We start from the raw sequence: 22715 nt of genomic DNA on the forward strand, positions 1-22715 counted from the left end.
GACTCCCGCTGCAGAAAACACGTCGGGCAAACACCGAGAAGCTGTGGCGGATTCCCCGCCATGGATCACAGGGGAAATCATGCGTTGGCGCATGCGGCAGCGAACGGGTGGCAAGCCCGTATCACCTGGTAGAGGACCGGCCTGAACCGCCGCCTAGCGCCTGGCGTTCACTGCGCCGCCGTCCAGTCCACCAACGCATCCCATGCGGCGCGGGCCGCTGCGGCGTTGGCGTGGTTGGCCATGGCGACCAGCACATAGCGCTGGCCGCTGATGCCATCAACATAGCCTGCCAGCGCCGTCGAATCACGCAAGGTGCCGGTCTTGAGGTGCGCAGAGCCCGCAAATTTGCTGCGGCTGCGACGCAAGGTGCCATCCACGCCGACGATGGGCAGGGAGGAGACAAACTCCGGCATCACGGGCGACACCCAGGCGCTTTGCAGCATGCGACCCAGGCCGTTGGCAGTGATGCTGGCATTGCGGCTCAGGCCTGCGCCGTTGTCCACTGCGGGCTGCTCGATATTGCCAAGGCGTGCCGTCCACCACTGCGCCAGAGACTGGCGGGCAGACTCGTAATTGGTCACGCCCGTGCGCTGCATGCCCAAGGTCAGCAGCACATGCTGGGCCATGATGTTGTTGCTGTATTTGTTGATGTCGCGTACCACTTCAGACAGCGCAGGCGACTCCAGCTGAAACGCAGCTTGCAGGCCTTGCGGCACGCTGCCGTCATGCGCGCTGCCGGTGAGCTTCCCACCCAGCTCGCGCCACATGCCTTCGATGGCCTTGGCCGCAAAGCGCTCGGGCTGGGCCGGGGCGATGGACCAGCTCTTGTCGCCGCAACTGGCCGGATAGCTGCCATTGAAAGCGATGCGCTGCGGGTTGGCCATGTCCAGCTGCATCTTGCTGCGCCAGTCGCCGCAATCAGAATTCGGAGCGGCCAGCGCCAGCGTCTGCTGGTTGTCCATGCCAAACATGGGTGGATCGTATTGAATACGCGCGACACCAGCTCCTGTATCAGGAGCAATATTGACCGCTACCGCCTTGTAGTTGATCAACAGCGCATCGGGCGATGCGTTGTAGGGGCGCCAGGGTTCGTTGTCAAAACCGGCCGCATCATGCGCGGGCAGCTGGAAAGCGCTGCGGTCCAGAACAATGTCACCAGCGATGACCTTCACGCCCATGCCTTGCAGGCGACGCAGCATCAGCCACAGGCGCTCCAGCACCAGTTTGGGGTCGCCCTGCCCTTGAATGTAGAGATTGCCGCGCAATACGCCATCGACCACCGGGCCCCCCAGATACACGGGCGTGCGCCACACATAGGCCGGGCCGAGCTGATCGAGCGCCGCATAGGTGGTGACCAGCTTCATGACGGAGGCCGGATTCATGGGCTGCTGGGTGCGCCAGGCCAGACTGGGAGCCGTTTTGCCGTCCACATTCACCACCAGCAAGGACACGGCCTCGCGCGGAATCTTGGCGCGCTGCAGCGCGGTTTCCACAGCGGCGGGAATCCGCGTATCGGCGGACTGGACCTGGCTGTGAGAGGTCTGGGCCAGCAGCGCCAGCAGAGATGCGCCAAGCGCGGTCAGGGTCTTGCGAAGAAAGGTGGGGGTCAGCAGCATCGCGCAAGTCTACGCCGGGCATTGGTAGCGCCAGCGGCAAGGTAGCGGCGGGCGTCCGATAATGTCAGCCTCCCTCTGCCAGCCCGTGCAGCACGAATAGCGCTCCAGCCCCATGCGGCTGACGCCCCGCCGAACATGAATCTTCTCGCCATCGACACCAGTACCGATACCCTGTTTGTTGCCGTCCAGCAGGGTGATGCCGTCTGGCAGCACAGCGGACCGGGCGCACAGCAGTCGTCGGCCCAGCTGCTGCCCGCCATTCGCCAGCTTTTGCAGGATGCCGGACTCACCTTCAAGCACCTGGACGCCATTGCCTTTGGCCGTGGCCCCGGCTCCTTCACAGGTCTGCGCACGGCCTGCGCCATCACACAAGGTCTGGCCTTTGCCGCCAAGGTGCCGGTGCTACCCATTGATTCGCTGCTGACGGTGGCCGAAGAAGCCCGCCACCTGCATGGCTGCACCGAGGTCGAAGCCGTGCTGGACGCGCGCATGAACGAGGTTTATCACGCGCCGTTTAGCTATAGGGACGGCCAGTGGATAGAACCCGAAGACTTTGGCCTGTGCGCGCCCGAGGCGTTGCAGATCACAGCCGGCATGACCGTGGCCGGCAACGCCCAGGCCATCTACCCCGAGCTGCTGGCCCCCGCCGCCCCTCATGTGCAGGCCATGCCCACCGCCACCGCCATGCTGCGCCTGGCACCGGCGCTGTTGGCAAAAGGCTGCGCCGTGCCAGCGGAAGAAGCGCTGCCCCGCTACATCCGCGATAAAGTGGCAAAAACGACAGCAGAGCGCGAGGCGGAGAAAGCCGCGGCAGCTGCTGCTGCACTGGCCGCCACCGACAACGCCGCTCAATAAGCTTCAATGACATCACCTCGCAGCTCCTCACTGCCCGCCACCAGCGCCTGCATGGACGATGCGGCATCTCTGGTGCATTTCGAGCCGTTGTCCGCGCTCTGGCTTGATACCCTGCTCCCCATTGAGGAGCAAGCCTATGCCCACCCCTGGTCGCGTGGCAACTTTCAGGATGCCATGGTGGCAGGGTACGAGGTGCAGTTGCTGGTCGATGCCAATCACCAGTTACTGGGCTACTTTGTTGCCATGTCCGTGCTCGATGAGGTTCACCTGCTCAACATCACCGTCAACCCTGCCCACCAGCGCCAGGGCTGGGCACGCCTGCTGCTGGATGCGCTGGCCCTGTGGTCGCGACAAAAAAATGCACAGTGGATCTGGCTGGAAGTGCGCGAAAGCAATCAGCGCGCCCGCGAGGTCTATGTCAAGCACGGCTTCACCGAAGTGGGCCTGCGCAAAAATTACTACCCCAACCCCAACGGCCCGCGTGAAAACGCCGTGCTTATGAGTCTGAAACTATGGCCCTGAACCTGGACGCCCGCCAGCGGGCCATGCTGGAAGCCATGGGCATTACCGTCTGGTTGTCCGAGCCTGCAGAAACCGCTGTGATGCTGGAAGCCAGTGTTGCGATTGCAGGCACCGAATTGCGTGCCAATGATCCTGCGCCTGTGATACGCGCTACGGTTATGGCACCGGTCGCGGCACCAGCTCCCGTGTCTGTGCATGCGCCAGCAGCTCCCTTTCAGCAATCTGCAACGCCAGCACCTGTTGCTGAGCCTGCTCCAGCCCGTGCACCCACAGCCGCACGACAGCCAACCCCCATCCTCCCCAGCCACCCGCATGAACCGCGCCCGTTTGTGCAGCAGCCTGCGGCAGGCCCTGCGGGGGAGCCCGGTCTGGGCTGGACCATCAGCCCCGCGCAACTGGTCTATCCGCACGCACCGCAGCATGTGCAAGCCAGCGAGCAAGGCGGCTGGCTGATCTTGCTGGAGCCTGCAGCCAACCCACCCCTCATCAGCCCTGCGCAAAAGCCCACGGCCGACAGCGCGCAGACCGCGCTGCAAGGCGATGCGGCAAGGCTGCTGGACAATATGCTGCGCGCCCTGCAACTGCAGGAAAAGCCGCGCGTCTTCAGCGCCGCGCTGCACCGCGCGCCGCCTGATGCCGACCTGAGCCACGCGCAGCCACTGCAACCGGCACTGGAAACCTTGCTGCGCGAGCTGCGCCCCGACTGCGTGCTGGTGTTGGGCCTTGCCAGCGCCCGCGCCGTACTGGGCCGCCACGATGCGCTGGGCCGCTTGCGCTCTGAGCCGCACCGCATTGCGGGCGTGCCAACCGTGGTGACGTACGACCCCAATTACCTGCTGCGCGCACCGCAGGCCAAGGCCGGTGCCTGGGCTGATCTGGTGCAGGCCTATGCATTTACAAAGCCGGTGTGACAGGGAAAAGACAAGCCCTGCTTACCCACTCTCCCATGTACGTTGCACGCGACATGCTGCGGTGCAACGTAGCATAATCATTAGCTTAGCTTTATTGAAAGACATCCGTGGAAACCTACCCTAGTTGGTAGCTTTCAGCTCCCGGTTCGAACTGCGGGGTTGAAAGCGCCCTGATCCCTGCAGAACCTCAAGAACAACCGGGAGTGAGCTGATGCTCAACATCTTTACGCTAGCCAATGGCCGACTCGTTCAGGAAGAAATCGAGTCCCTGGCCGACCTCGAACGCTTTCGCCCTATCTGGGTCGATCTGGAATCGCCCACCCTCGAAGAAAAGCGCTGGATCAAGCAGCACTACGAGCTATCCATCCCTGAAGATGCGATGGACGACGACATCGAGGAATCCGCCCGCTTCTACGAAGAAGATAACGGCGAGCTGCATATTCGCAGCGACTTCTTGATTGATGACGTCGAAGACCCGCGCTCAGTGCGCGTCGCCTTTATCCTCAACCAGCACAACAACGCTCTGCGCAGCCATGGCGTGCTGTTTTCGATTCACGATGAAGACGTGCCCGTCTTCCGCCTGCTGCGCATGCGCGCCCGCCGTGCGCCGGGCCTGATTGACGCCGCCGAGGACGTACTGCTCAAACTGTTTGACGCGGACGCAGAATACTCCGCCGACACGCTGGAGCGTATTTACGACGATCTGGAAAAAGCCAGCAAGATGGTGCTGTCCGGCAACGTGACCGACGATATGGCCAAGGAAGTGCTGGGTGCCATTGCCCGCCAGGAAGACTTGAACGGCCGCATTCGCCGCAACGTCATGGACACCCGACGCGCCGTGAGCTTTTTGATGCGCTCCAAGATGCTCAACGCCGAACAGTTCGAGGAAGCACGCCAGATTCTGCGCGACATCGAATCGCTGGACAGTCACACAGCCTTCCTGTTCGACAAGATCAACTTCTTGATGGACGCCACCGTCGGTTTCATCAATATCAACCAGAACAAGATCATCAAGATCTTCTCGGTGGCCAGCGTCGCCCTGCTGCCGCCTACGCTGATCGCCAGCGTCTACGGCATGAATTTCCAGTTCATGCCTGAGCTGAACTGGGAATATGGCTACCCCTATGTGGTCGCCCTCATGGTGGCCAGTGCGCTAGGCCCCATGCTGTACTTCCGCAAGCGCGGCTGGTTGAAATAAAGCACCCCTGAGCGGCTGCGCCGCCTCCCCCTCTCTCGCTGCGTGGGAGGGAGACGGCACCTTCGCTGCGAGGCGGCTCATGCTCGGCGCCCCTGGTCTAGATCGCGTCAGTTTTTGAAATGCTTAGAGGCGCTTGCACAGGTCTTCAATCACGGCTTGCGCGTAGCGGCTGGCAATACTCTGTACAAACAGCGGAAAGTCCACATGCGCCGCGTCATCGGCCTTGTCGGAGATGCTGCGCATGGCAGCAAAGGGCAGGCCGTAATCTGCGCAGACTTGGGCAATGGCGGCACCCTCCATCTCGACAGCCAGCGGTGCAAGATCCGCCTGCTCCAGACTTTGGCGCAATTGCGCTGCTTCTTCGCTGCCAGAGACGAAGCGGTCACCGCTGACGATCAGGCCCGCATGTACCTGCGGCGCGCCAAGGCCTAGCTCTTCCGCCCACTCCCCACCCTGTTGCTGCACGCAAGCCTGCACCGATTGCAGCAAGGCGTTGGAGAGCGTCGCATCGCAGTCAAACAAGGCACGGCCATAGCCGGGCACTTCCAAGCGCGGGAACAACGGCGATGCATCCATATCGTGCTGCACATACTGGTGTGCCACCACCACATGGCCCACATGCACCGCATCACCCAGCCCGCCCGCAACGCCAGTGAAGACGATGGCTTTCGCGCCAAAGCGCTCAATCAGCGCCACCGCCGTGGTGGCGGCTGCCACCTTGCCAATACCAGACAAAGCGCAGATCACCTCTTTGTCATGCAGCTGGCCAGTCCAGAAGATACGGCCTGCATGCCGAGTTTGCTGCGCGTTCTCTAGCAGATGGACGAGTCCGTCCTGTTCTTCGGCAAGCGCGCTGAGTATGGCTATCGGCATGGGGAAACTCTTCTTGGATTCAGATCAAAGCGCCTATTGTGGCCGCTGCGGTGAGCATCCATGAAGACAAAAAAGGAGCGCATAGCGCTCCTGTGAAATTGCCTTGGAAAGACAAGATGAAATCAATCAGGCATCGCGCAGCTCACGGCGCAAAATTTTGCCTACGGGAGTTTTGGGCAGCTCGGTGCGGAAGACGATGTGACGCGGGCGCTTGTAGCCCGTCAGATTGGCATGACAGTAGTCACGCACGATCTGCTCGGTCAACGCCTGGTCTTTCTTGACGATGACCAGCTTGATGGCCTCGCCCGACTTCTCATCGGGCACACCGACCACCGCACACTCCAGCACGCCGGGACAGTTGGAGACCACGTCTTCCACTTCATTCGGATAGACGTTGAAGCCGCTGACGATGACCATGTCCTTCTTGCGATCCACGATCTTCACAAAACCGCGCTCATCCATGGTGCCGATGTCACCGGTCAGAAAGTAGCCATCAGCTGTCATGGACTTGGCCGTTTCATCGGGGCGTTGCCAGTAACCGGCCATGACCTGCGGGCCCAGCACAGCCACTTCGCCAGGCTGGCCCAGCTCGGTCACATCCTGCCCATCGCTCCCCACCAGCTTGACGTAAGTGCTGGGCAAGGGCACGCCAATCGTGCCCGAGTAAGCGGTTGCCGTAACAGGGTTGCAGGTGACAGAGGGGCTGGTTTCCGACAGGCCATAGCCTTCGCAGATGGGGCAACCGGTCTTTTTGAGCCACAGCTCGGCCACCGCGCTTTGCACAGCCATGCCACCACCCACGGACACCTTGAGATGGCTCCAGTCCACTGTGTCGAAATCGGGGTGATTGGCCAGTCCGTTGAACAAGGTGTTCACGGCCGGAAGGCTGTGAAAGCGGTGCTTGGACAATTCTTTCAGCGTCGCCTTGAGGTCACGCGGATTGGGGATGAGCACGGTTTTTCCGCCCGTGCGCATGGAGAGCATCATGTTCACCGTAAAGGCGAAGATGTGATACAGCGGCAGCGCGCAGATGCTGGTGGGTTGCTCGCCCGCTGGCACCTTTTTCATCGCCGGCTCGTTCCACGCTTCGGACTGCAGCACGTTGGCAATGATGTTCTTGTGCAGCAGCACCGCGCCCTTGCTCACGCCCGTGGTGCCGCCTGTGTATTGCAGCAACGCCATGTCGTCGGCCTTGAACACGGGAGCCGCAAAGTTGCCGCCGCGCCCCTTGGCCAGCGCGTCTTTGAAACGCACCGCACCGGGCAGGCTGAAGGCGGGCACCATCTTTTTGACGGAGCGCACCACGTAGTTGACCAGCGCGCCTTTGAGAAAACCCAGCTCATCGCCCATGGCGCACAGCACGATGTGCTCAATAGCGCTGCCATGCATGCCGTCCTGCAGCGTCTTGGCAAAGTTCTCGATGATGACGATGGCTTTGGCGCCCGAATCCTTGAGCTGGTGCTCCAGCTCACGTGCGGTGTAGAGCGGGTTGACATTGACCACCACATAACCGGCACGCAGCACCGCCGCCACGGCCACTGGGTACTGGGGAATATTGGGCATCATCAGCGCCACGCGGTCGCCGCGCTGCAGACCCAGTCCTTGCAGATAGGCGGCAAAGGCCTTGCTCTGCGCATCGACCTCGGCAAAGCTCAGCTCTTTGCCCATGAAGGAATAGGCGACCTTGCTGGAGTGCTTGGCAAATGCCTCTTCCATCAAAGCCACCAGCGAGGGGTACTGGGACGTATCAATGTCCGAAGGAACACCCTCCGGATATGCATTCAGCCAAGGACGGTCACTCATTCATCTGTCTCCGTGTCTTATCGTCTGATCAGACTATTCTGATAAAAAGCACGGTCGTTCGGTAGTCTCGTAACCCCTTAGAAAATTCCGTAAAAGACATTTCAAAAAACAAAAAGCCCGCAAGAACCAGTCCTGCGGGCTTTGAGTGTTTTTGGCTTCCCGCGCTTATCAATCAAGCGCAGGCAGCTATTAAAACAGTAGTCTTACTTGACCAGCTGAGCCAGATCGCCAGCGGCGTATTTCTTGGCCATTTGATCCAGGGTGTAGCCCTTGATCTTGGAGCCCTGGCCTTCACAACCGAACTCGATGTAGCGCGCCTTGCAAACCAGCTTGGCGGCTTCGCGGGCAGGCTTGAGCCATTCGCGGGCGTCGAACTTGTCGGGGTTCTCGGCCAGGAACTTGCGCACCGCGCCGGTCATCGCCAGACGGATGTCGGTATCGATGTTGATCTTGCGCACGCCATACTTGATGGCTTCCTTGATTTCCGAAACGGGCACGCCGTAGGTTTCCTTCATCTTTCCGCCGAACTCATTGATGATGGCCAGCAGTTCTTGAGGAACGGAAGACGAGCCGTGCATCACCAGGTGAGTATTGGGAATGCGGGCGTGGATTTCCTTGACGCGGGAAATCGCCAGAATGTCGCCTGTAGGGGGACGGCTGAACTTGTAAGCGCCGTGGCTGGTGCCGATGGCAATGGCCAGAGCGTCCAGCTGCGTGGCTTGCACGAACTGAGCAGCTTCTTCGGGGTCGGTCAGCATCTGGCTGTGGTCCAGCTTGCCGACAGCGCCGATACCGTCTTCTTCACCGGCTTCGCCGGTTTCCAGGTTGCCCAGGCAACCCAGTTCGCCTTCCACCGTGGCGCCAATCTGGTGAGCCATGGCCACAACCTGCTTGGTCACTTCGATGTTGTACTCGAAGGAAGAAGGCGTCTTGCCGTCGCTCATCAGCGAGCCGTCCATCATCACCGAGCCGAAGCCCAGGTTCAGCGCGCCCTGGCAGATTTCAGGAGTCGTGCCGTGATCCTGGTGCATGACCAGAGGGATGTGGGGATACATCTCGGCAGCAGCCTGAATCAGGTGCTTGATGAAGGGCTCACCGGCATACTTGCGGGCACCAGCGCTGGCCTGCAGGATCACGGGCGCGCCGACTTCGTCAGCAGCCGACATCACGGCCTGGACTTGTTCCAGGTTGTTCACGTTGAAGGCGGGGATGCCATAGCCGTTTTCAGCAGCATGGTCCAGCATTTCGCGCATCGAGATCAAAGGCATGGTGGGTTCCGTTCAAAATTTTGAGAGGCAACGCCCCGGCGAGGGAATGGCTGTAGTGCCCTGCACAGCAGCTTGCGGCCTGAAGAAAGACCAGGGCCACGCTTGGTAACCACTTGGTAACCCGTCATTTTAACCGGCAGACGGCATTTCCATGCGATAGCAGGTGGTGAAGCCTTGTGGTGCATCCGCCTCCACAAAGCGCCCGCCGTGGGCTTGCATGACGCGGCTGACGATTTCATGGCCCAGGTGCAGGCTGTCCACAGGTGGCACATGGGCAGGCGCAGCATCACGCCGCCCGTCATCGCAGACCTGCACCCATGCCTGGCCAAGTGATGAGTCACACCCAGCCTGCACCTCGATCTGTGTGCCCGGCGGCGTATGGCGCACCGCGTTTTCGACCAAATTGCGCAGGGCAGAATCCAGCAGCAGTGCATTGCCACGCACCATGACGGACTCGGGTGCATCCACCGCCAGCGTGTCTTCGCGCAGCCATGCGCTCTGGGCCTGTGCAGCCGCAACATTGCGCGCCACGGCGGCCCAGTTCACGGTCTGCAAAGGCGCATCCAGCATTCCGCGCCCAGCTCTGGCCAAGGTCAGCAATTGGTCGAGCACATGACCAGCGTGCAAGGCATCTTGCCCAATGCGCTGCAAAGCCGCCTGCATGGCAGCGTTATCGGTCTGCGGGCCAGACTTGAGAGCTTGCGCCTGCAAAACGATGGAGGCCAATGGCGTGCGCAGCTCATGCGCCACCTCATTGGCCAGATTGCGCTCGCGCGCCAGCGCCTCCTGCTGGCGGTCAAGCAGTGTATTGATGGAGTTCACCATGGGCGACAGCTCACGCGGCACATTGGCATCTGATACGCGCTGATCGCGACTTAAATCAAGGGCTTCAACCCGCTGCGTGATCTGGTTCAGCGGCCTCATACCCCGGCGCACAGCCACACCCAGTGCAATCACGATGATGGGCAACAGCCAGAAGCCTGGCTCAATCATCTGCATGGCGATGTCATCAGCCAGGCTGTCGCGCTCGGCCAGAGAAATCATGACCGTGACCTTGGCTTTTTTGTCGTGGCTCCACTGGGTAAAACTGCGCCATGACTGCTGTGAATCAAAAGCGATGGTGGCAAAGCCCTGCTCCATGCCAAAGTCTGGCAATGGCGCCTGGCCGGTGCGTGAGATCAGCACACCATTGGCGCTCCAGAGCACCACACTCAGCGACTCCTGATAGTCGTGGGCATGTAGGCCCGGCGGGGGCTGCACAGCGGTGGCCTCGCCCACGGGCACATCGTCTTGCACATGCCAGTTCAGCGTCAGAGATGCCACACTGGCCAGATGGCCGTCCGTCAGCTCATCGGCTTCCGTCACGCCCGTCTGGTAACCCCAGATGACAAAGCTGCCCCAGACCAGCGCAAGCGCGGCCAGCACCCAGGCCAGCAGCGTCAGCTGCAATGAGCTGCGGCGCTTTTCGGTGGGCGCTGCGGCGCTCATTCCTGCTCCTGCGGCATGAAGTAGCCCACGCCGCGCATGGTGACGATGACCTTCTGGCCCAGTTTTTTGCGCAGGTGGTGCACATAGACCTCGACCGCATTGCTCTCTACCGTATCGCCCCAGCTGTAGAGATGCTCTTCAATCTGCGGACGCGAGAGCACCCGGCCACGCGCCAGCAGCAAGGCCCAGAGCACGGCAAATTCACGCGGTGAGACCTCGATCTTCTGCCCTGCCTGCCTGATGATTCGGGCCGCCGGGTCCACCTCCAGATCGGCATGACGAATGACCGGCGATGCCTGACCGGCAGCACGGCGCATCATGGCGCGCAAGCGGGCTTCCAGCTCGTCCATGTCAAAGGGCTTGACCAGATAGTCATCGGCCCCCAGGTTCAGCCCTGCCACCCGGTCCTGCACCTGATCGCGCGCCGTCAAAATCAGTACTGGCGTAGAGGCATCGGGCAATTGCGGCAGACCGGGCCTGGCCACCTGCGCGCGCAGGCGGCGAACCACCTCGCTGCCATCGCCGTCGGGCAAGCCCAGATCCAGCAGCACGGCATCAAAGCGCTCTGCCGTCAGCGCGCCCCACGCCTGCGCCACGCTGGCGCACACATCCACCGCATAGCCGCGCTGCATCAAATTGCTGCGCAGGCCTTCGGCAATGCCTTCGTTGTCTTCAACCACCAAAATTCGCATGCCTGCATTGTGCGGCGCAAGCGAATATCCGCCAGATTTGCAGGCACACCCATTTGCCGAATGCTCGCTGTCGCCCTGAGTCGCCGCAGATTTGACATCGCCTGAACGACATTTCGCCTTACCATCCACGCACTTGTCATTGCCACCGCCCGCTGCAGCGCCTCTATGTTCTTCTTCGATCCTTTCCTGTTTGCGCTGATCAATGCCGACGCGCAAACCCCCTGGTTCAGCATCGAGTTCGCGCGCGTTCTCTCGGCATGGACTCCCAATATCAGCGCCATTCTCGTGATCATCGCCCTGCTGTTTGGCTCACCAGCAGTGCGCCGCACCATGCTGATGCTGCTGCTGTCCATGGCAACTGCCTGGCTGATCGCAAGACTCATACGCTGGGGCTTCCCTGCGCCGCGCCCGTTTCAACTGAATCTGGGCACGCTGTGGATTCAGCATGGCGGGCGCGCCAGCTTCCCCAGCCAGCATGCCAGCGGTGCGTTTGCGCTGGCCATGGCACTCAGTCTTGGTGTGACGCGCCACCGCAAGGCGCTGGTGGCACTGGGCTGGACGGCGGCCATTGGCGTCGCCTGGAGCCGTGTTCACCTTGGCGTGCACTTTCCTTCGGATGTCATGGCCGGTGCGGTGGTCGGCATCAGTGCGGCCTTACTCGTCTGGAATGCGGCTTTCTGGCTGCGCAGTCGCCGCTATCTGCGTGTGGCGCCGCACTTTAAAAAGCTGCGTCTGCGCCTGAAAGCACAGTAAAAGCCAGCGAAGCGAGACAGGCTCCGGCCTTAAGCGCTTGTTAAGAAGCGGTTTCTATCGTTGCGGGCATGCATTCGCCCTTTCGCAACCCTCCCTCCGAAACCACCGACTCACAGCTGCTGCGCTGGACCCTCATCGCCCTGGCTTGTGTCGTGGCCTGGGACTTCAACGGGATGGACCTGGCCATGGCGCGCTGGTTTGGCAGCAGCCATGGCTTTGCGCTGCAAAACAACTGGTTCATGGTCAACATCGCCCATGAGGGCGCGCGCAAGCTGGCTTGGGTCATTGTGCTCGGGCTAAGCCTGATGATCTGGTGGCCACTGGGTCTGCTGCGCCAAGTGCCCTATTCGCGGCGCATACAGCTGGTGGTTGCGTCTCTGGCCTCACTCATCGTCATGGCCCTCATGAAACGCTTCAGCGCCACCAGTTGCCCCTGGGATCTGAGCGAATTTGGCGGACTGGCCCACTATGTCTCTCACTGGGCCTGGGGGGTGACGGATGGCGGAGGCGGCCACTGCTTCCCGGCCGGTCATGCCTCGGCGGGCTTTGCCTTTGTCAGCGGCTACTTTGCCCTGCGCCACACGGCAGCCCATGCAGCACGCCTGTGGCTGGCAGCCGCTCTGGCAGCGGGCTTTTCGCTGGGACTGGCCCAGCAAATGCGCGGTGCCCACTTCATGAGCCATACGCTGTGGACCGCATGGCTGTGCTGGACGAGCTGCTGGATCTGCGATCTGGCCGTGACACGATACCTCGCACGCCAGACCCGCATCACAGGCGCTGCACCCGAGGCCGCCTACTCTGCCGACTGAAGAATCAGGCGCTATCAAAACAAAAGCTGCCAGCGCTTATAAATAAAGCGCTGGCAGCTTTTTACTGAACAATCGCGCTATCCACGCGAGTGACGCCGAACAAGAGCCGCCTTGCGGCGATGGCGTCGTCCCCATCCCGCGAGCGAGAGAGGGGAAAGGCGCAAAGCGCCTCAGGGGGTGTTATTCGACCCGGCAAATCTTGAGCATGTTCGTACCACCGGGCTGGCCCATGGGCTCGCCGCAGGTGATGGCGTACACGTCGCCAGATTGCACAATGCCGCGCATCAGCAGATGGGTCTTGGCCTGATCCAGAGCCGTATCGCGGTCAGCGCTGGTGTCCATCAGCAGCGGACGCACATTGCGGTACAGCGCCATCTTGCGCTGGGTTGCCAGACGAGGAGTCAGAGCGTAGATAGGGATGTGAATGCGGTGACGGCTCATCCACAAAGCGGTAGAACCAGAATCCGTCATGGCCACGATAGCCTTGGCACCCAGATGGTGAGCGGTGAACAGCGCGCCAATGGCGATCGCCTGGTCGGTACGCTTGAACTGGCTGTTGCTGAAGTCGGCATCCTTGACGCGGTCTTCTGCAGCTTCTGCAGCGGCGCAGATGGCGGCCATTTCCTGCACCGTTTCCAGCGGGTACTTGCCGGCAGCAGTTTCAGCGCTCAGCATCACGGCATCGGTGCCGTCCAGCACGGCGTTGGCCACGTCGCTGACTTCCGCCCGGGTAGGCACGGGGTTGGTGATCATGGACTCCATCATCTGGGTCGCAGTGATCACCACCTTGTCCATGTCACGCGCCATGCGGATCATCTTCTTTTGCAGCGCAGGCACGGCAGCGTGACCCACTTCCACAGCCAGGTCACCACGGGCAACCATGATGCCGTCCGAGACCTTCAGGATTTCTTCCAGACGAGGAATGGCTTCAGCGCGCTCGATCTTGGCGATCAGGCCAGGCTTGTGGCCGTATTGGGCAGCAGCCACGTTGCAGAGCTGGCGGGCCATTTCCATGTCGGTGGCGTTCTTGGGGAAGCTCACGGCCACGTAATCGGCCTGGAAGGACATCGCAGTCTTGATGTCTTCCATGTCCTTGGCGGTCAGCGCGGGTGCTGTCAGGCCGCCACCTTGCTTGTTGATGCCCTTGTTGTTGGACAGCTCGCCGCCCAGTTTGACGATGGCGTGCACGGCATCACCACGCACGGCTTCCACGGTCATCACGATCAGGCCGTCGTTCAGCAGCAGCACGTCGCCGGGCTTCACATCGCGCGGCAGTTCCTTGTAATCCAGGCCCACGCCGTTGATGTCGCCGGGTTCGGTGCGCGATGCATCCAGCACAAAGCGGGCACCTGGCTCCAGCATGACCTTGCCTTCGGCAAACTTGCCGACGCGAATCTTGGGGCCTTGCAAGTCGGCCATGATGGCCACTTCACGGCCGGCACGCTTGGCGGCTTCACGCACCATGGTGGCACGGTCCACGTGGTCCTGGGCCTTGCCGTGGCTGAAGTTCAGGCGAACAACGTTTACGCCCTCGCGCACCATTTGCTCAAGCAGTTGCGGATCGCTGGAAGCGGGGCCCAGTGTGGCGACGATCTTGGTAGCACGACTCACTTGCATGATGAAATGTCTCTCTCGCGATGGAATGTAATCGGGTTTCAATTCTTGCATGAATGCAGTTACATGAATGCATCATCAAAGGTGCTGTAACACATGACCTTTCGAGCACAGCTGCGCAAAAATAGTAGCTACTCGCGCTTGCCCCTGAACTGAATAAGATCAAATATGTGCTGAAACCTAGGTATTTCAATCGCTTGCAGCTACTTTTTTAGAAGCTCAAGAGGGAGTTTCTGGCGAAAGCCGTCCGGCGTTGTGCAGCGCATCAACGACCGCGTCGAAACAGTTTTGCCCGGCGGGTTCAAATGCCGGAGCGGGCTGATGCTCAGAAAGCTGCAAAGCCGCCAATCAAAGGCCGTGATGGCCGCGCTCTAAATCAGCCCGTGAGAGAGCAGATAAGTCACCAAGTGGGTCAGCATCGCTGACTCCAGGCCGTAGCGCCAGAACATGACGCCGGCCAGCAGGCCATAGACAATTTCACAGACCAGCAACTGCGCCACGACGGCGGCAGACATGGTGCCCGTCACCGTCCAGCCCAAGTACACCGGAATGCCAGCCGACAGCAAAGCGGCAATGGCAATAGCCGACCAGCCCAGCAACCAGCCGGGGCGGCGTTTGGGGCTACCAAAGGCCTTCCACAGCAACCACATGACCAGCGACAGCATGCCAAAGCGCAGCAACAGTTCTTCGGTAAAACTGCCATAAAGAATCTTGGGCAGCAGCGGCAGGCCGTAGACCGGGTCTACAAACGACATGCTTTCGGGCCAGACCACCGCCAGCGTCACCAGCCAGGCAGCGCCGATCACCCCCCCAGCCACACCCGGCAGGCTCAGCACACGCATGCCGCGCCAAGGTATGCGACCCTCTACGGCAGCATGGATCAACGGCGTACTCAAACCCACTTGCGGGCCCAGTTTCAGTCCCAGCACTATGGCCAGCACCAGCATGATGCCCAAGCCCAGTGTTGCGACCCAGCCCAGTGTCTGTACAGACGCACCCTCTGCCAGAGTGACCAGCCAGGCGGGCGGTGCCGTGTGGGCCAGCGCCACCGCGCCGGGCATGCCCATGACCCACAACGCCAGTCCCATGCGCGCAACGGGCAAAGGCTGGGTCGCAACAGGGAGCAGGAAGTGATGGGAAGTCAGGGGCATGGTGCTATCAGCCGCACATATTAGCCACGCATCAGCGCTTCAATTTCATCCGCCTTGACGGGCACGCCTCGAGTGATGAGCTCGCATCCGGTTTCGGTGACGATGGCATCGTCCTCGATGCGAATGCCAATGTTGTGGAACTGCTCGGGCACGCCAGCGCCGGGGCGCACGTAAATGCCGGGCTCGATGGTGGTTACCATGCCCGGCTGCAAAATGCGGCTGGGGCGGTTGGCAATGGTTTCGCCCGAGATGGGGTCCTTGCGCTCGCTGACCACATCCAGCTCGGTCGGCTCCACATAGCTGCCACAGTCATGCACATCCATGCCCAGCCAGTGACCGGTACGGTGCATATAGAACTGGAAATAGGCGCGCGACTCAATCACATCCTGCACCGTGCCGTATTTGCGCTTGTCCAGCAACCCCAGGTCGAGCATGCCCTGCGCCAGCACGGCCACGGTGGCATCGTGCGGATCGTTAAAGCGGTTGCCGGCCTTGGTGACGGCCACGGCCGCCTCCTGGCTGGCCAGCACCAGATCGTAGAGCGCACGCTGCGGACCAGTGAATTTGCCATCGGCGGGGAAGGTACGGGTGATGTCGCTGGCATAGCCGTCCAGCTCGCAGCCGGCATCAATCAGCACCAGTTCGCCGGGTCGCACGGGGGCTTTGTCGGCCTGATAGTGGAGCACGCAGGCGTTGGCACCGGCTGCCACGATGGAGCCGTAGGCCACGTATTGCGAGCCATGCTGGCGGAATTCATGCAGCAGTTCGGCATCCAGATGGTATTCACGCACTTCTTCGCCATTGCGAATCATGCGGGCAGAGCGCTGCATGGCGCGCACATGGGCACGCGCGCTGATCTCGCTGGCACGGCGCATGATATCCAGCTCGTGCGCGTCTTTGACCAGTCGCATTTCGTCGAGCAACGCACAGGCATCGCCCTGCTGAGTGGGGCACAGCACACCAAAACGGGAGCGGCCACGCACCTGACCCAGCCAGCCTTCAATCTGTTCAGCCAGTCCCTTGTGGGTGGCGAACGGAAACCAGACGCGCTCGCGGTTTTCCAGCAGACGCGGCAGGCGTGCATTGATTTCATCACTGGAGAAAGCCTGCTCCACTGCCAGCTTGGCCTTGGCCGCTTCGGGGCCAAGACGGTAGCCCGTCCAGACCTCGCGCTCCAGGTCTTTGGGTTGGCAGAACAGCACGCTTTTGCCGTCGCTGGTCAGCACCAGACAGGCATTGGGCTCGCTGAAGCCGGTGAGGTAGTAAAAGTAGCTGTCGTGGCGATACAGATACTCGGTATCGCGGTTGCGGTGCAGCTCGGGGGCCGTGGGGATGATGGCGACACCGCCAGCGCCCAACTGGGCGGCCAAGCGTGCGCGGCGTTGGGCATAAACAGAAGTCATTGGCATATCGTACTGCCGCGCGGGCCGTTGCACATCAGCTTCGCGCTGAGAACGTCAGTAATTGCGCCTCAAAACGGTGCTCTGTGTGCGTCAACGATGCGGTTGAATCATCGGGCACCACCGCCTCGGGCTGGCTGGCATTCCAGCCCGACCACAGCAGGCTTCCGCCCGACAGAATCAGCAGGCCGCAGACCAGCCATTCCACCAGTTTTTTGGGCAGCGCGGGCGGGCGCTTGGCGCTCCACCAGGTCACGCCCGTCACCACGGGGAAGGCCAGCGCCGTCCAGCCCATCACGCCCCAGTTCAGCTGCCCTTCTACAGCCACCATGGCGGCGCGCAGCAGCGAACAGGTGACGAACATGGCAAACAGGCAATGGCGCACAAGCATCCGTTCAAGCGGCTGGCGGTAGAGGTGATAGACCATGGGTGGGCCGGGCGTGGCGAACAGGCCGCCCAGCAAACCCGATGAGATACCCGCAAACCACAGTGCAACAGGGCCAGAAGGCTGGTCCAGCGCTTTTTTTTGCATCAACAGCAAGAGCGCGCACAGCACGATCACCACGCCCAGCAACATGCGCAATCCGTTCAGCGTATTGCCGCTGAGCCAGTGCAGCAGCAACACACCGCCAATCACCCCCAGCACGCTGCTGATGAGCATGGGTTTAAGCAGCGCCCAGTCCGCCTCAAAACGGTAGGCACGCATATAGCTCACGCCATTGATGATGGACAGCAAACAGGCCACATTGGCCGCATCGGCAATATTCATCAGGCCCGTGGCACCGGCCACACCCACAAAGATCAGCCCGAACGCAAAACCCGTGAGGTTCTGGCAGAACGAGGCCAGGCCCACAAGGGCCATGAAAAAAACGATTTGCATGCACTCACCCGATGACGGCCATCCATGCAGCGGTGAAAACCACGCCCATCACGCCCGTCAAAAAGGGGAAAAGCATATTCGATGCATCGCATACCAAGCATCCGTGCAACCCACAAGCAGCTCTTGAATCAATAGCTGAGAGCACTTTGTGAGAAGCGCTGTAAGTGCTTTTATTCATCTATCAGCATGATCTGCTGCTCCGTCCACAGCACCCATTGCCGGCGTGACTCATGCCAGCACAGGAGTGCAAAGCTTTATGTGTCGTCATCCCCAGAGCCCATCCAATCTTCAACATCGCGTCATGGGCACAGGCAACTCCTTGCGCCCATGAAATACAAAAGATGCCGCTTGATGCAAGACTGTTGACGCATGAATCCATTTGAATACAATCGTTTTCAAGCTCCCGAGGATAAGCACCATGCCCGTACTCACCGCTTCAATGGAACCCCTGTCGGCTCGTATTCCCAGTGACATCTACCTGTGGCTGGCGCAGCTTCCGGTGGAAGGCGCCACCACCAATAGTGACAAGCTACGCGTGCTGCTGGGCCAACTCAAGCGCCAGCACGACGGAGCCATGGACTACCCCACCGCCCACGGTTGGGCGCGCGACATTACCGCCCCGCTTCGCGACGCCACAGTCCGCCTTGAGGGCAACACAGGTCGCAACTCCGAAGTCCTGAATCTGCTGCTGGAGCATGTGACCGCCAGCCTGGCCATGATCGTGAGCCACACCCCCGACAACGAGTCCCAAGCCGCCGAGCTGGAAGACATGCTGGTGCGACGCCTGTTTGGCCTGAGTGCCAGCCTGCTGCGCCAAGCGGCCACAGAGAAAGCACAAGCTTATGACCCGGCGGTGATCCGGCGGCATATGGATGCAACCATCGAACTGGCCCAAAGCATTCCCAACCCCAAAGGAGTATGAAATGGCAGATTCCCTGAAGACTCGTGTTGGCCGCGTCATCGCAGGCAGCGCCCATGCCTTGGTAGATCGACTGGAAAATCAAGCGCCGCAAGCGGTCATGGAGCAATCCGTTCGCGAAGTGCAAACCATCATTGGCGAGGTACGACATGAGCTGGGCCTGGTCAGCGCCAACCGTCACCTGACGCAGCAGCAGCACTCCAGCCTCAATGGTCAACATGCCAAGCTCGATGAACAAACCCAGCAGGCACTGGCATCCGGTCGCGAGGACCTAGTCCGCGCGGCCGTCGCCAGGCAGCTTGACATCGAAGCACAAATCCCGGTGCTGGAAGCCGCATTGGCCGAGCTTGCGCGCAAGGAAGAAGAGCTGACTGGCTATGTCACCGCTTTGCTGGCAAAGCAGCGCGAGATGAATGATGCGCTGGAGAATTTTGTGCGCAGCCGTGCCGCCAGTGCAGCGCCCACCGCAACGTCATCTGCCAATGCCCAACAACGGTTGGAATCGGCCACCGATTCATTTGACAGGCTCTATCAGCGCCATACCGGCCTGACGCCTACTGGCGTCGGCGCAACCCTGGATCAGGCTTCCAAGTTGAAAGACTTGGAAGAACTGGTGCGCCAAAATAAAATCAACGAGCGGATGGCGCAACTGCGCAACAGCCAATCGTGAGCCTGTTCACCATCCCCGAAACCCTGCCTTTTAGCGTGGCCTTCGCCCTCATCGTGGGCATTGCTCTGATCGAAGGTGTGGGCATTCTGGCTGCCATGAGTCCCAGCCACCTGATCGATAACCTGCTGCCTGACGTTCACGGCGATTCGGGTCTGGACCGCATGCTGGGCTGGCTGCACCTGGGGCGCGTGCCATCGTTGGTGCTGTTGATACTGTTCCTGGCTGGCTATGCGTTGTTCGGCTTCGGTTTGCAAATGGTGGCACATGGTCTGATCGGCCACTATCTGCCCGCCTGGCTGGCGGGACTGCTGGCAGTGCCATCAGGACTGGCCACGGTGCGTGGCCTTGGCGCACTGGTCGCACACATCATTCCTCAGGACGAGACCAGCATCGTCAGCGAACGGTCATTGCTGGGCCGATCGGGCGTGGTCTCCGCGGGCGCAGCACGGCGCGGCCTAGCCGCCCAAGCCCGAGTGCGTGATGCCCATGGCCGAACTCACTATCTGATGGTGGAGCCGGACATCGACTGCGACATCTTCGAGGAAGGCGCACAAATCCTCGTGGTACGCAAGATCGGCGCCATATACCGCTGCATCGCCAACCCGCATCCTTCGCTGCTGTGAGCAGGCAAGCACCTTTTCCAAAAGCATTCACAACATTACCTGGGGGAGTTCGCAAAATATGAACAGCATGAGCAATTTGGCAGACCTGAGCCTGATAACCATCGTCGCCCTGGCGGCGCTGCTGGCCATCGGCATCATCTTCGCGCGCTTATACAAGCGCTCCACCAAGGAAATCGCGTTCGTGCGAACCGGCCTAGGGGGGCAGAAAGTCATCATGGATGGCGGTGCCATCGTGCTGCCGATATTCCACGAGCGTGTGCTGGTCAATATGAACACCCTCAAGCTTGAAGTCCAGCGTCGCGAGCGCGAGAGCCTGATCACCAAGGACCGCATGCGCGTGGACGTCACCGCTGCATTCTTTGTGCGCGTCAAGCAAACAGAGGAAGCCGTTAGCATCGCAGCGCAGACGCTGGGCACCCGCACCATGAGTCCAGACGAGCTCAAGGCACTGGTGGAAGACAAGTTCGTCGACTCGCTGCGCGCCACTGCCGCGACCATGACCATCCAGGAGTTGCAAGACATGCGCCGCGACTTTGTGCAAGCTGTACAGAATGCAGTCGCCGAAGACTTGGAAAAGAACGGACTGGAGCTGGAGTCCGTCTCGCTGACTAGCCTGGACCAGACAGACAAAAAATTCTTCAATCCCGACAACGCCTTTGACGCCGAAGGCCTGACACGCCTGACCGAGCAAACGGAAGCCCGCCGCAAGCAGCGCAACGATGTAGAGCAAGACACCGAAGTGCAGGTACGCACCAAGAACCTGGATGCCACACGCCAAAAACTCACGATCGAGAAAGATCAGGAATTTGCCACACTGTCGCAACAGCGCGAAATTGAAAACACGCGCGCTGAGCAATCGGCTTTGATTGCCACGCAACTGGCCGAGCGCAGCCGTGAAGCCGAAGCCGCCAAGATCGAGGCGGAGCGTTTAGTGAGCCAGCAGCGCATCGAGGCTGAACGGCAAGTGAGCCAGCAACGCATTGAGGCAGACCGCGAGATTCGAGCCTCCGAGATTGAGAAAAATCTGGTGATTCAAACCCGAGAAATCGAGTTGGAACGGCATACAGAGACCAAACGTGCAGAGCAGCGCAAACAGGTCGAAATTGCCCGCCAAGACACACAAATCGCGATCTCCACCAAGTCACGCGAGCAGTCTGACGCCGACGCCGTCGCCAATATGGCACGCGCCGAAGCCGTGAAGGCCGAAGAAGCGGTGAACACCGCCCGTCAGGTCGCAGTGGCCGAGCGGGAAAAGAATATTCAGCTGATCGAGGCCTCCAAGGAAGCAGAGCAGAACGCCATCTCCGTCAAAGTGTCGGCGGCTGCAGAGAAAGAAGCCGCAATGGATCGCGCCGAAGCGCTGACCATTGAAGCCCGTGCCCGCCAGGCCGCAGCGCTGGCCGAAGCCGAAGGCAAGCGCGCTATCAATGAGGCACTCAACACCTTGTCAACGGCCCAGATCGATCTACAGGTGCGCACGCAGCTCTTGCAGCAATTGCCTCTGATCCTGTCCGAGGCCGTACGTCCCATGGAAAAGATCGACTCCATCCGTATCGTGCAAGTCGCGGGCATGCCCGGCAGCGCAAGTACGACGGGCCAGGGCAATGCAGCTCAAGGAACATTTCCGGAACAGGTCATGAACTCGGCCCTGCAATACCAAATCGCCAAACCTATCGTCGATGCGGTGATGAAGGATGCAGGCCTCTCCAATGAAGGCATTACCGGCATGGCTCAGAGCCTGGCTGGCATGCTCTCCACGCAAGAATCGACAACTCCCTCATCCGCCTTGCTCCAAGGGTAAATCTGCAAGCCCGCTGGCTCAGCGCTTCATTGGTTGAGCTGCGCCAGTCTCTCGGGCGTACCCACATCGACCCATCGGCCAGTGTAGAGCGATGCGCCCACACGACCATCGGCCATGGCACGGCGCAGCAGCGGGGCCAGCGGCGCGCGCAGGCCTTCAGGGTTTCCGGGCTGTACCTCAAACCACGGCTGCGCAAACAGCTCTGCTTTCAGTAGCGCGATGGTGCTGTAGGTGTAGCGCGGGCGCTCATCATCGGCCGGCAGATCCAGCGCCTTGCCGTTCTCGCTGAGACCAAAGTCGCCATGTGGATTGTGCGCAGGGTTGGGCGCCAGCCAGAGATGGGCCAGTTCATGGCTCTGCGCAAAAGCCTGAGCGGCCTCGGCAGGGAAGGTGAAATCCGGCGCATAGACATCGCCCGCAGCCAGCCAGAAAAGATCTCCCAGCTGCGGCAACGCGCGGCTGATGCCGCCTGCGGTTTCATAGGCTTTTTCAGGCTCAACGGAGTAGACAAGCGCTAGCTGCTGGCGCGCCTCCCCATTGCCTTGCAGCACAAATTGACGGCCAAAGTGGGCAGGAATCTGATCACCCAGCCAGCCGGTGTTGATGACGGCACGCAACACGCCTGCAGCCACCAGCGACTGCATGTGGTGCTGCAGCAGCGGCACGCCCTGCACTTGAAGCAAGGGCTTTGGCGTGACATCGGTCAGCGGCCGCATGCGCTCGCCACGGCCTGCGGCCAAGAGCATTACAGGGGGTTGAACAAAGGGAGAAGCGGTGTTTTTTGCAGTCATGCGCGCTCAGTTTTCAGACGGACTTTTCAACAAGGCTACTGCCCGTTTTCTGAATAGCACTGTAGAGCATTGACCCGT

21 protein-coding genes are annotated in these 22715 nt (G+C 60.8%); 10 read left to right on the forward strand and 11 right to left on the reverse strand.

Going from position 1 to position 22715, the window contains the following annotated elements:
- Window positions 1–167: 167 nt before the first annotated feature.
- Window positions 168–1616 (reverse strand): D-alanyl-D-alanine carboxypeptidase/D-alanyl-D-alanine endopeptidase, encoded by a 1449-nt coding sequence (gene dacB, locus HF327_RS00165; protein WP_169106321.1) that lies wholly within the window; start codon window positions 1614–1616, stop codon window positions 168–170.
- A 135-nt stretch (window positions 1617–1751) separates the two neighbouring features.
- Between dacB and tsaB the strand changes: the two genes are divergently transcribed.
- From tsaB to corA, 4 genes are all read left to right on the forward strand, one after another.
- On the forward strand, window positions 1752–2471 hold the full coding sequence (tsaB, locus tag HF327_RS00170; RefSeq protein WP_169106322.1) for a tRNA (adenosine(37)-N6)-threonylcarbamoyltransferase complex dimerization subunit type 1 TsaB: 720 nt from the start codon (window positions 1752–1754) through the stop codon (window positions 2469–2471).
- Between the two features lie 6 nt (window positions 2472–2477).
- Window positions 2478–2993: a ribosomal protein S18-alanine N-acetyltransferase gene (gene rimI / locus HF327_RS00175; RefSeq protein WP_169106323.1), complete on the forward strand. Its 516-nt coding sequence runs from the start codon at window positions 2478–2480 to the stop codon at window positions 2991–2993.
- Window positions 2984–3904, forward strand: a complete 921-nt coding sequence (locus HF327_RS00180) for a uracil-DNA glycosylase family protein (RefSeq protein WP_169106324.1) — start codon at window positions 2984–2986, stop codon at window positions 3902–3904. Before rimI ends, HF327_RS00180 begins: the two co-directional genes overlap by 10 nt.
- 211 nt (window positions 3905–4115) lie before the next feature.
- Window positions 4116–5102 (forward strand): magnesium/cobalt transporter CorA, encoded by a 987-nt coding sequence (corA, locus tag HF327_RS00185; protein WP_169106325.1) that lies wholly within the window; start codon window positions 4116–4118, stop codon window positions 5100–5102.
- Between the two features lie 123 nt (window positions 5103–5225).
- On the opposite strand, the gene HF327_RS00190 is transcribed toward corA, so the two are convergent.
- The 5 genes from HF327_RS00190 to HF327_RS00210 all read right to left on the reverse strand — a co-directional run bounded on the left by HF327_RS00190 (window position 5226) and on the right by HF327_RS00210 (window position 11226).
- Window positions 5226–5975 carry a 5'-methylthioadenosine/adenosylhomocysteine nucleosidase gene (locus tag HF327_RS00190; RefSeq protein ID WP_169106326.1) on the reverse strand — a complete coding sequence of 250 codons (750 nt, stop codon included), beginning with the start codon at window positions 5973–5975 and terminating at the stop codon, window positions 5226–5228.
- Between the two features lie 126 nt (window positions 5976–6101).
- The gene (locus HF327_RS00195) at window positions 6102–7778 is read right to left on the reverse strand and encodes a long-chain-fatty-acid--CoA ligase (protein ID WP_169106327.1); all 1677 of its coding nucleotides are present in this window, start codon (window positions 7776–7778) and stop codon (window positions 6102–6104) included.
- Between the two features lie 203 nt (window positions 7779–7981).
- Window positions 7982–9046 carry a class II fructose-bisphosphate aldolase gene (gene fba, locus HF327_RS00200; RefSeq protein WP_169106328.1) on the reverse strand — a complete coding sequence of 355 codons (1065 nt, stop codon included), beginning with the start codon at window positions 9044–9046 and terminating at the stop codon, window positions 7982–7984.
- A gap of 129 nt (window positions 9047–9175) precedes the next feature.
- Complete coding sequence (locus HF327_RS00205; protein WP_169106329.1) at window positions 9176–10534, reverse strand: histidine kinase dimerization/phospho-acceptor domain-containing protein; 1359 nt, start codon at window positions 10532–10534, stop codon at window positions 9176–9178.
- Window positions 10531–11226: a response regulator transcription factor gene (locus tag HF327_RS00210; protein ID WP_169106330.1), complete on the reverse strand. Its 696-nt coding sequence runs from the start codon at window positions 11224–11226 to the stop codon at window positions 10531–10533. Before HF327_RS00210 ends, HF327_RS00205 begins: the two co-directional genes overlap by 4 nt.
- A 165-nt stretch (window positions 11227–11391) precedes the next feature.
- Here HF327_RS00210 and HF327_RS00215 point away from each other — a divergent pair, with 165 nt between their 5' ends.
- Window positions 11392–11979: a phosphatase PAP2 family protein gene (locus HF327_RS00215; RefSeq protein ID WP_169106331.1), complete on the forward strand. Its 588-nt coding sequence runs from the start codon at window positions 11392–11394 to the stop codon at window positions 11977–11979.
- A 68-nt stretch (window positions 11980–12047) separates the two neighbouring features.
- Window positions 12048–12788: a phosphatase PAP2 family protein gene (locus HF327_RS00220; protein WP_169106332.1), complete on the forward strand. Its 741-nt coding sequence runs from the start codon at window positions 12048–12050 to the stop codon at window positions 12786–12788.
- A gap of 180 nt (window positions 12789–12968) precedes the next feature.
- Here HF327_RS00220 and pyk read toward each other — a convergent pair whose 3' ends face one another.
- The 4 genes from pyk to HF327_RS00240 form a co-directional block, all read right to left on the reverse strand.
- Window positions 12969–14405 (reverse strand): pyruvate kinase, encoded by a 1437-nt coding sequence (pyk, locus tag HF327_RS00225; protein ID WP_099739211.1) that lies wholly within the window; start codon window positions 14403–14405, stop codon window positions 12969–12971.
- 368 nt (window positions 14406–14773) lie between these two features.
- A complete protein-coding gene (locus HF327_RS00230; protein ID WP_169106333.1) occupies window positions 14774–15553 on the reverse strand; it encodes a CPBP family intramembrane metalloprotease in 780 nt (259 codons plus the stop codon).
- A gap of 20 nt (window positions 15554–15573) precedes the next feature.
- Window positions 15574–16956 (reverse strand): aminopeptidase P N-terminal domain-containing protein, encoded by a 1383-nt coding sequence (locus HF327_RS00235; RefSeq protein ID WP_169106334.1) that lies wholly within the window; start codon window positions 16954–16956, stop codon window positions 15574–15576.
- 34 nt (window positions 16957–16990) lie between these two features.
- Window positions 16991–17833 carry a sulfite exporter TauE/SafE family protein gene (locus tag HF327_RS00240; RefSeq protein WP_236023990.1) on the reverse strand — a complete coding sequence of 281 codons (843 nt, stop codon included), beginning with the start codon at window positions 17831–17833 and terminating at the stop codon, window positions 16991–16993.
- Window positions 17834–18251: 418 nt separating this feature from the next.
- Between HF327_RS00240 and HF327_RS00245 the strand changes: the two genes are divergently transcribed.
- The 4 genes from HF327_RS00245 (at window position 18252) to HF327_RS00260 (ending at window position 21846) form a co-directional block, all read left to right on the forward strand.
- Window positions 18252–18755: a hypothetical protein gene (locus tag HF327_RS00245; protein ID WP_169106335.1), complete on the forward strand. Its 504-nt coding sequence runs from the start codon at window positions 18252–18254 to the stop codon at window positions 18753–18755.
- 1 nt (window position 18756) lies between these two features.
- Complete coding sequence (locus HF327_RS00250; RefSeq protein WP_169106336.1) at window positions 18757–19422, forward strand: PspA/IM30 family protein; 666 nt, start codon at window positions 18757–18759, stop codon at window positions 19420–19422.
- On the forward strand, window positions 19419–20045 hold the full coding sequence (locus tag HF327_RS00255) for a YqiJ family protein (RefSeq protein ID WP_169106337.1): 627 nt from the start codon (window positions 19419–19421) through the stop codon (window positions 20043–20045). Before HF327_RS00250 ends, HF327_RS00255 begins: the two co-directional genes overlap by 4 nt.
- A gap of 67 nt (window positions 20046–20112) precedes the next feature.
- Window positions 20113–21846 (forward strand): flotillin family protein, encoded by a 1734-nt coding sequence (locus tag HF327_RS00260; RefSeq protein ID WP_169106338.1) that lies wholly within the window; start codon window positions 20113–20115, stop codon window positions 21844–21846.
- Window positions 21847–21872: 26 nt separating this feature from the next.
- On the opposite strand, the gene HF327_RS00265 is transcribed toward HF327_RS00260, so the two are convergent.
- Window positions 21873–22637, reverse strand: coding sequence for a nucleotidyltransferase family protein (locus tag HF327_RS00265; RefSeq protein ID WP_169106339.1), 765 nt, complete (start codon window positions 22635–22637; stop codon window positions 21873–21875).
- Window positions 22638–22715: the final 78 nt, after the last annotated feature.

It is taken from the genome of Comamonas suwonensis (genome assembly GCF_012844455.2).
GTDB classification, from domain to species: Bacteria; Pseudomonadota; Gammaproteobacteria; order Burkholderiales; family Burkholderiaceae_C; genus Comamonas; species Comamonas suwonensis.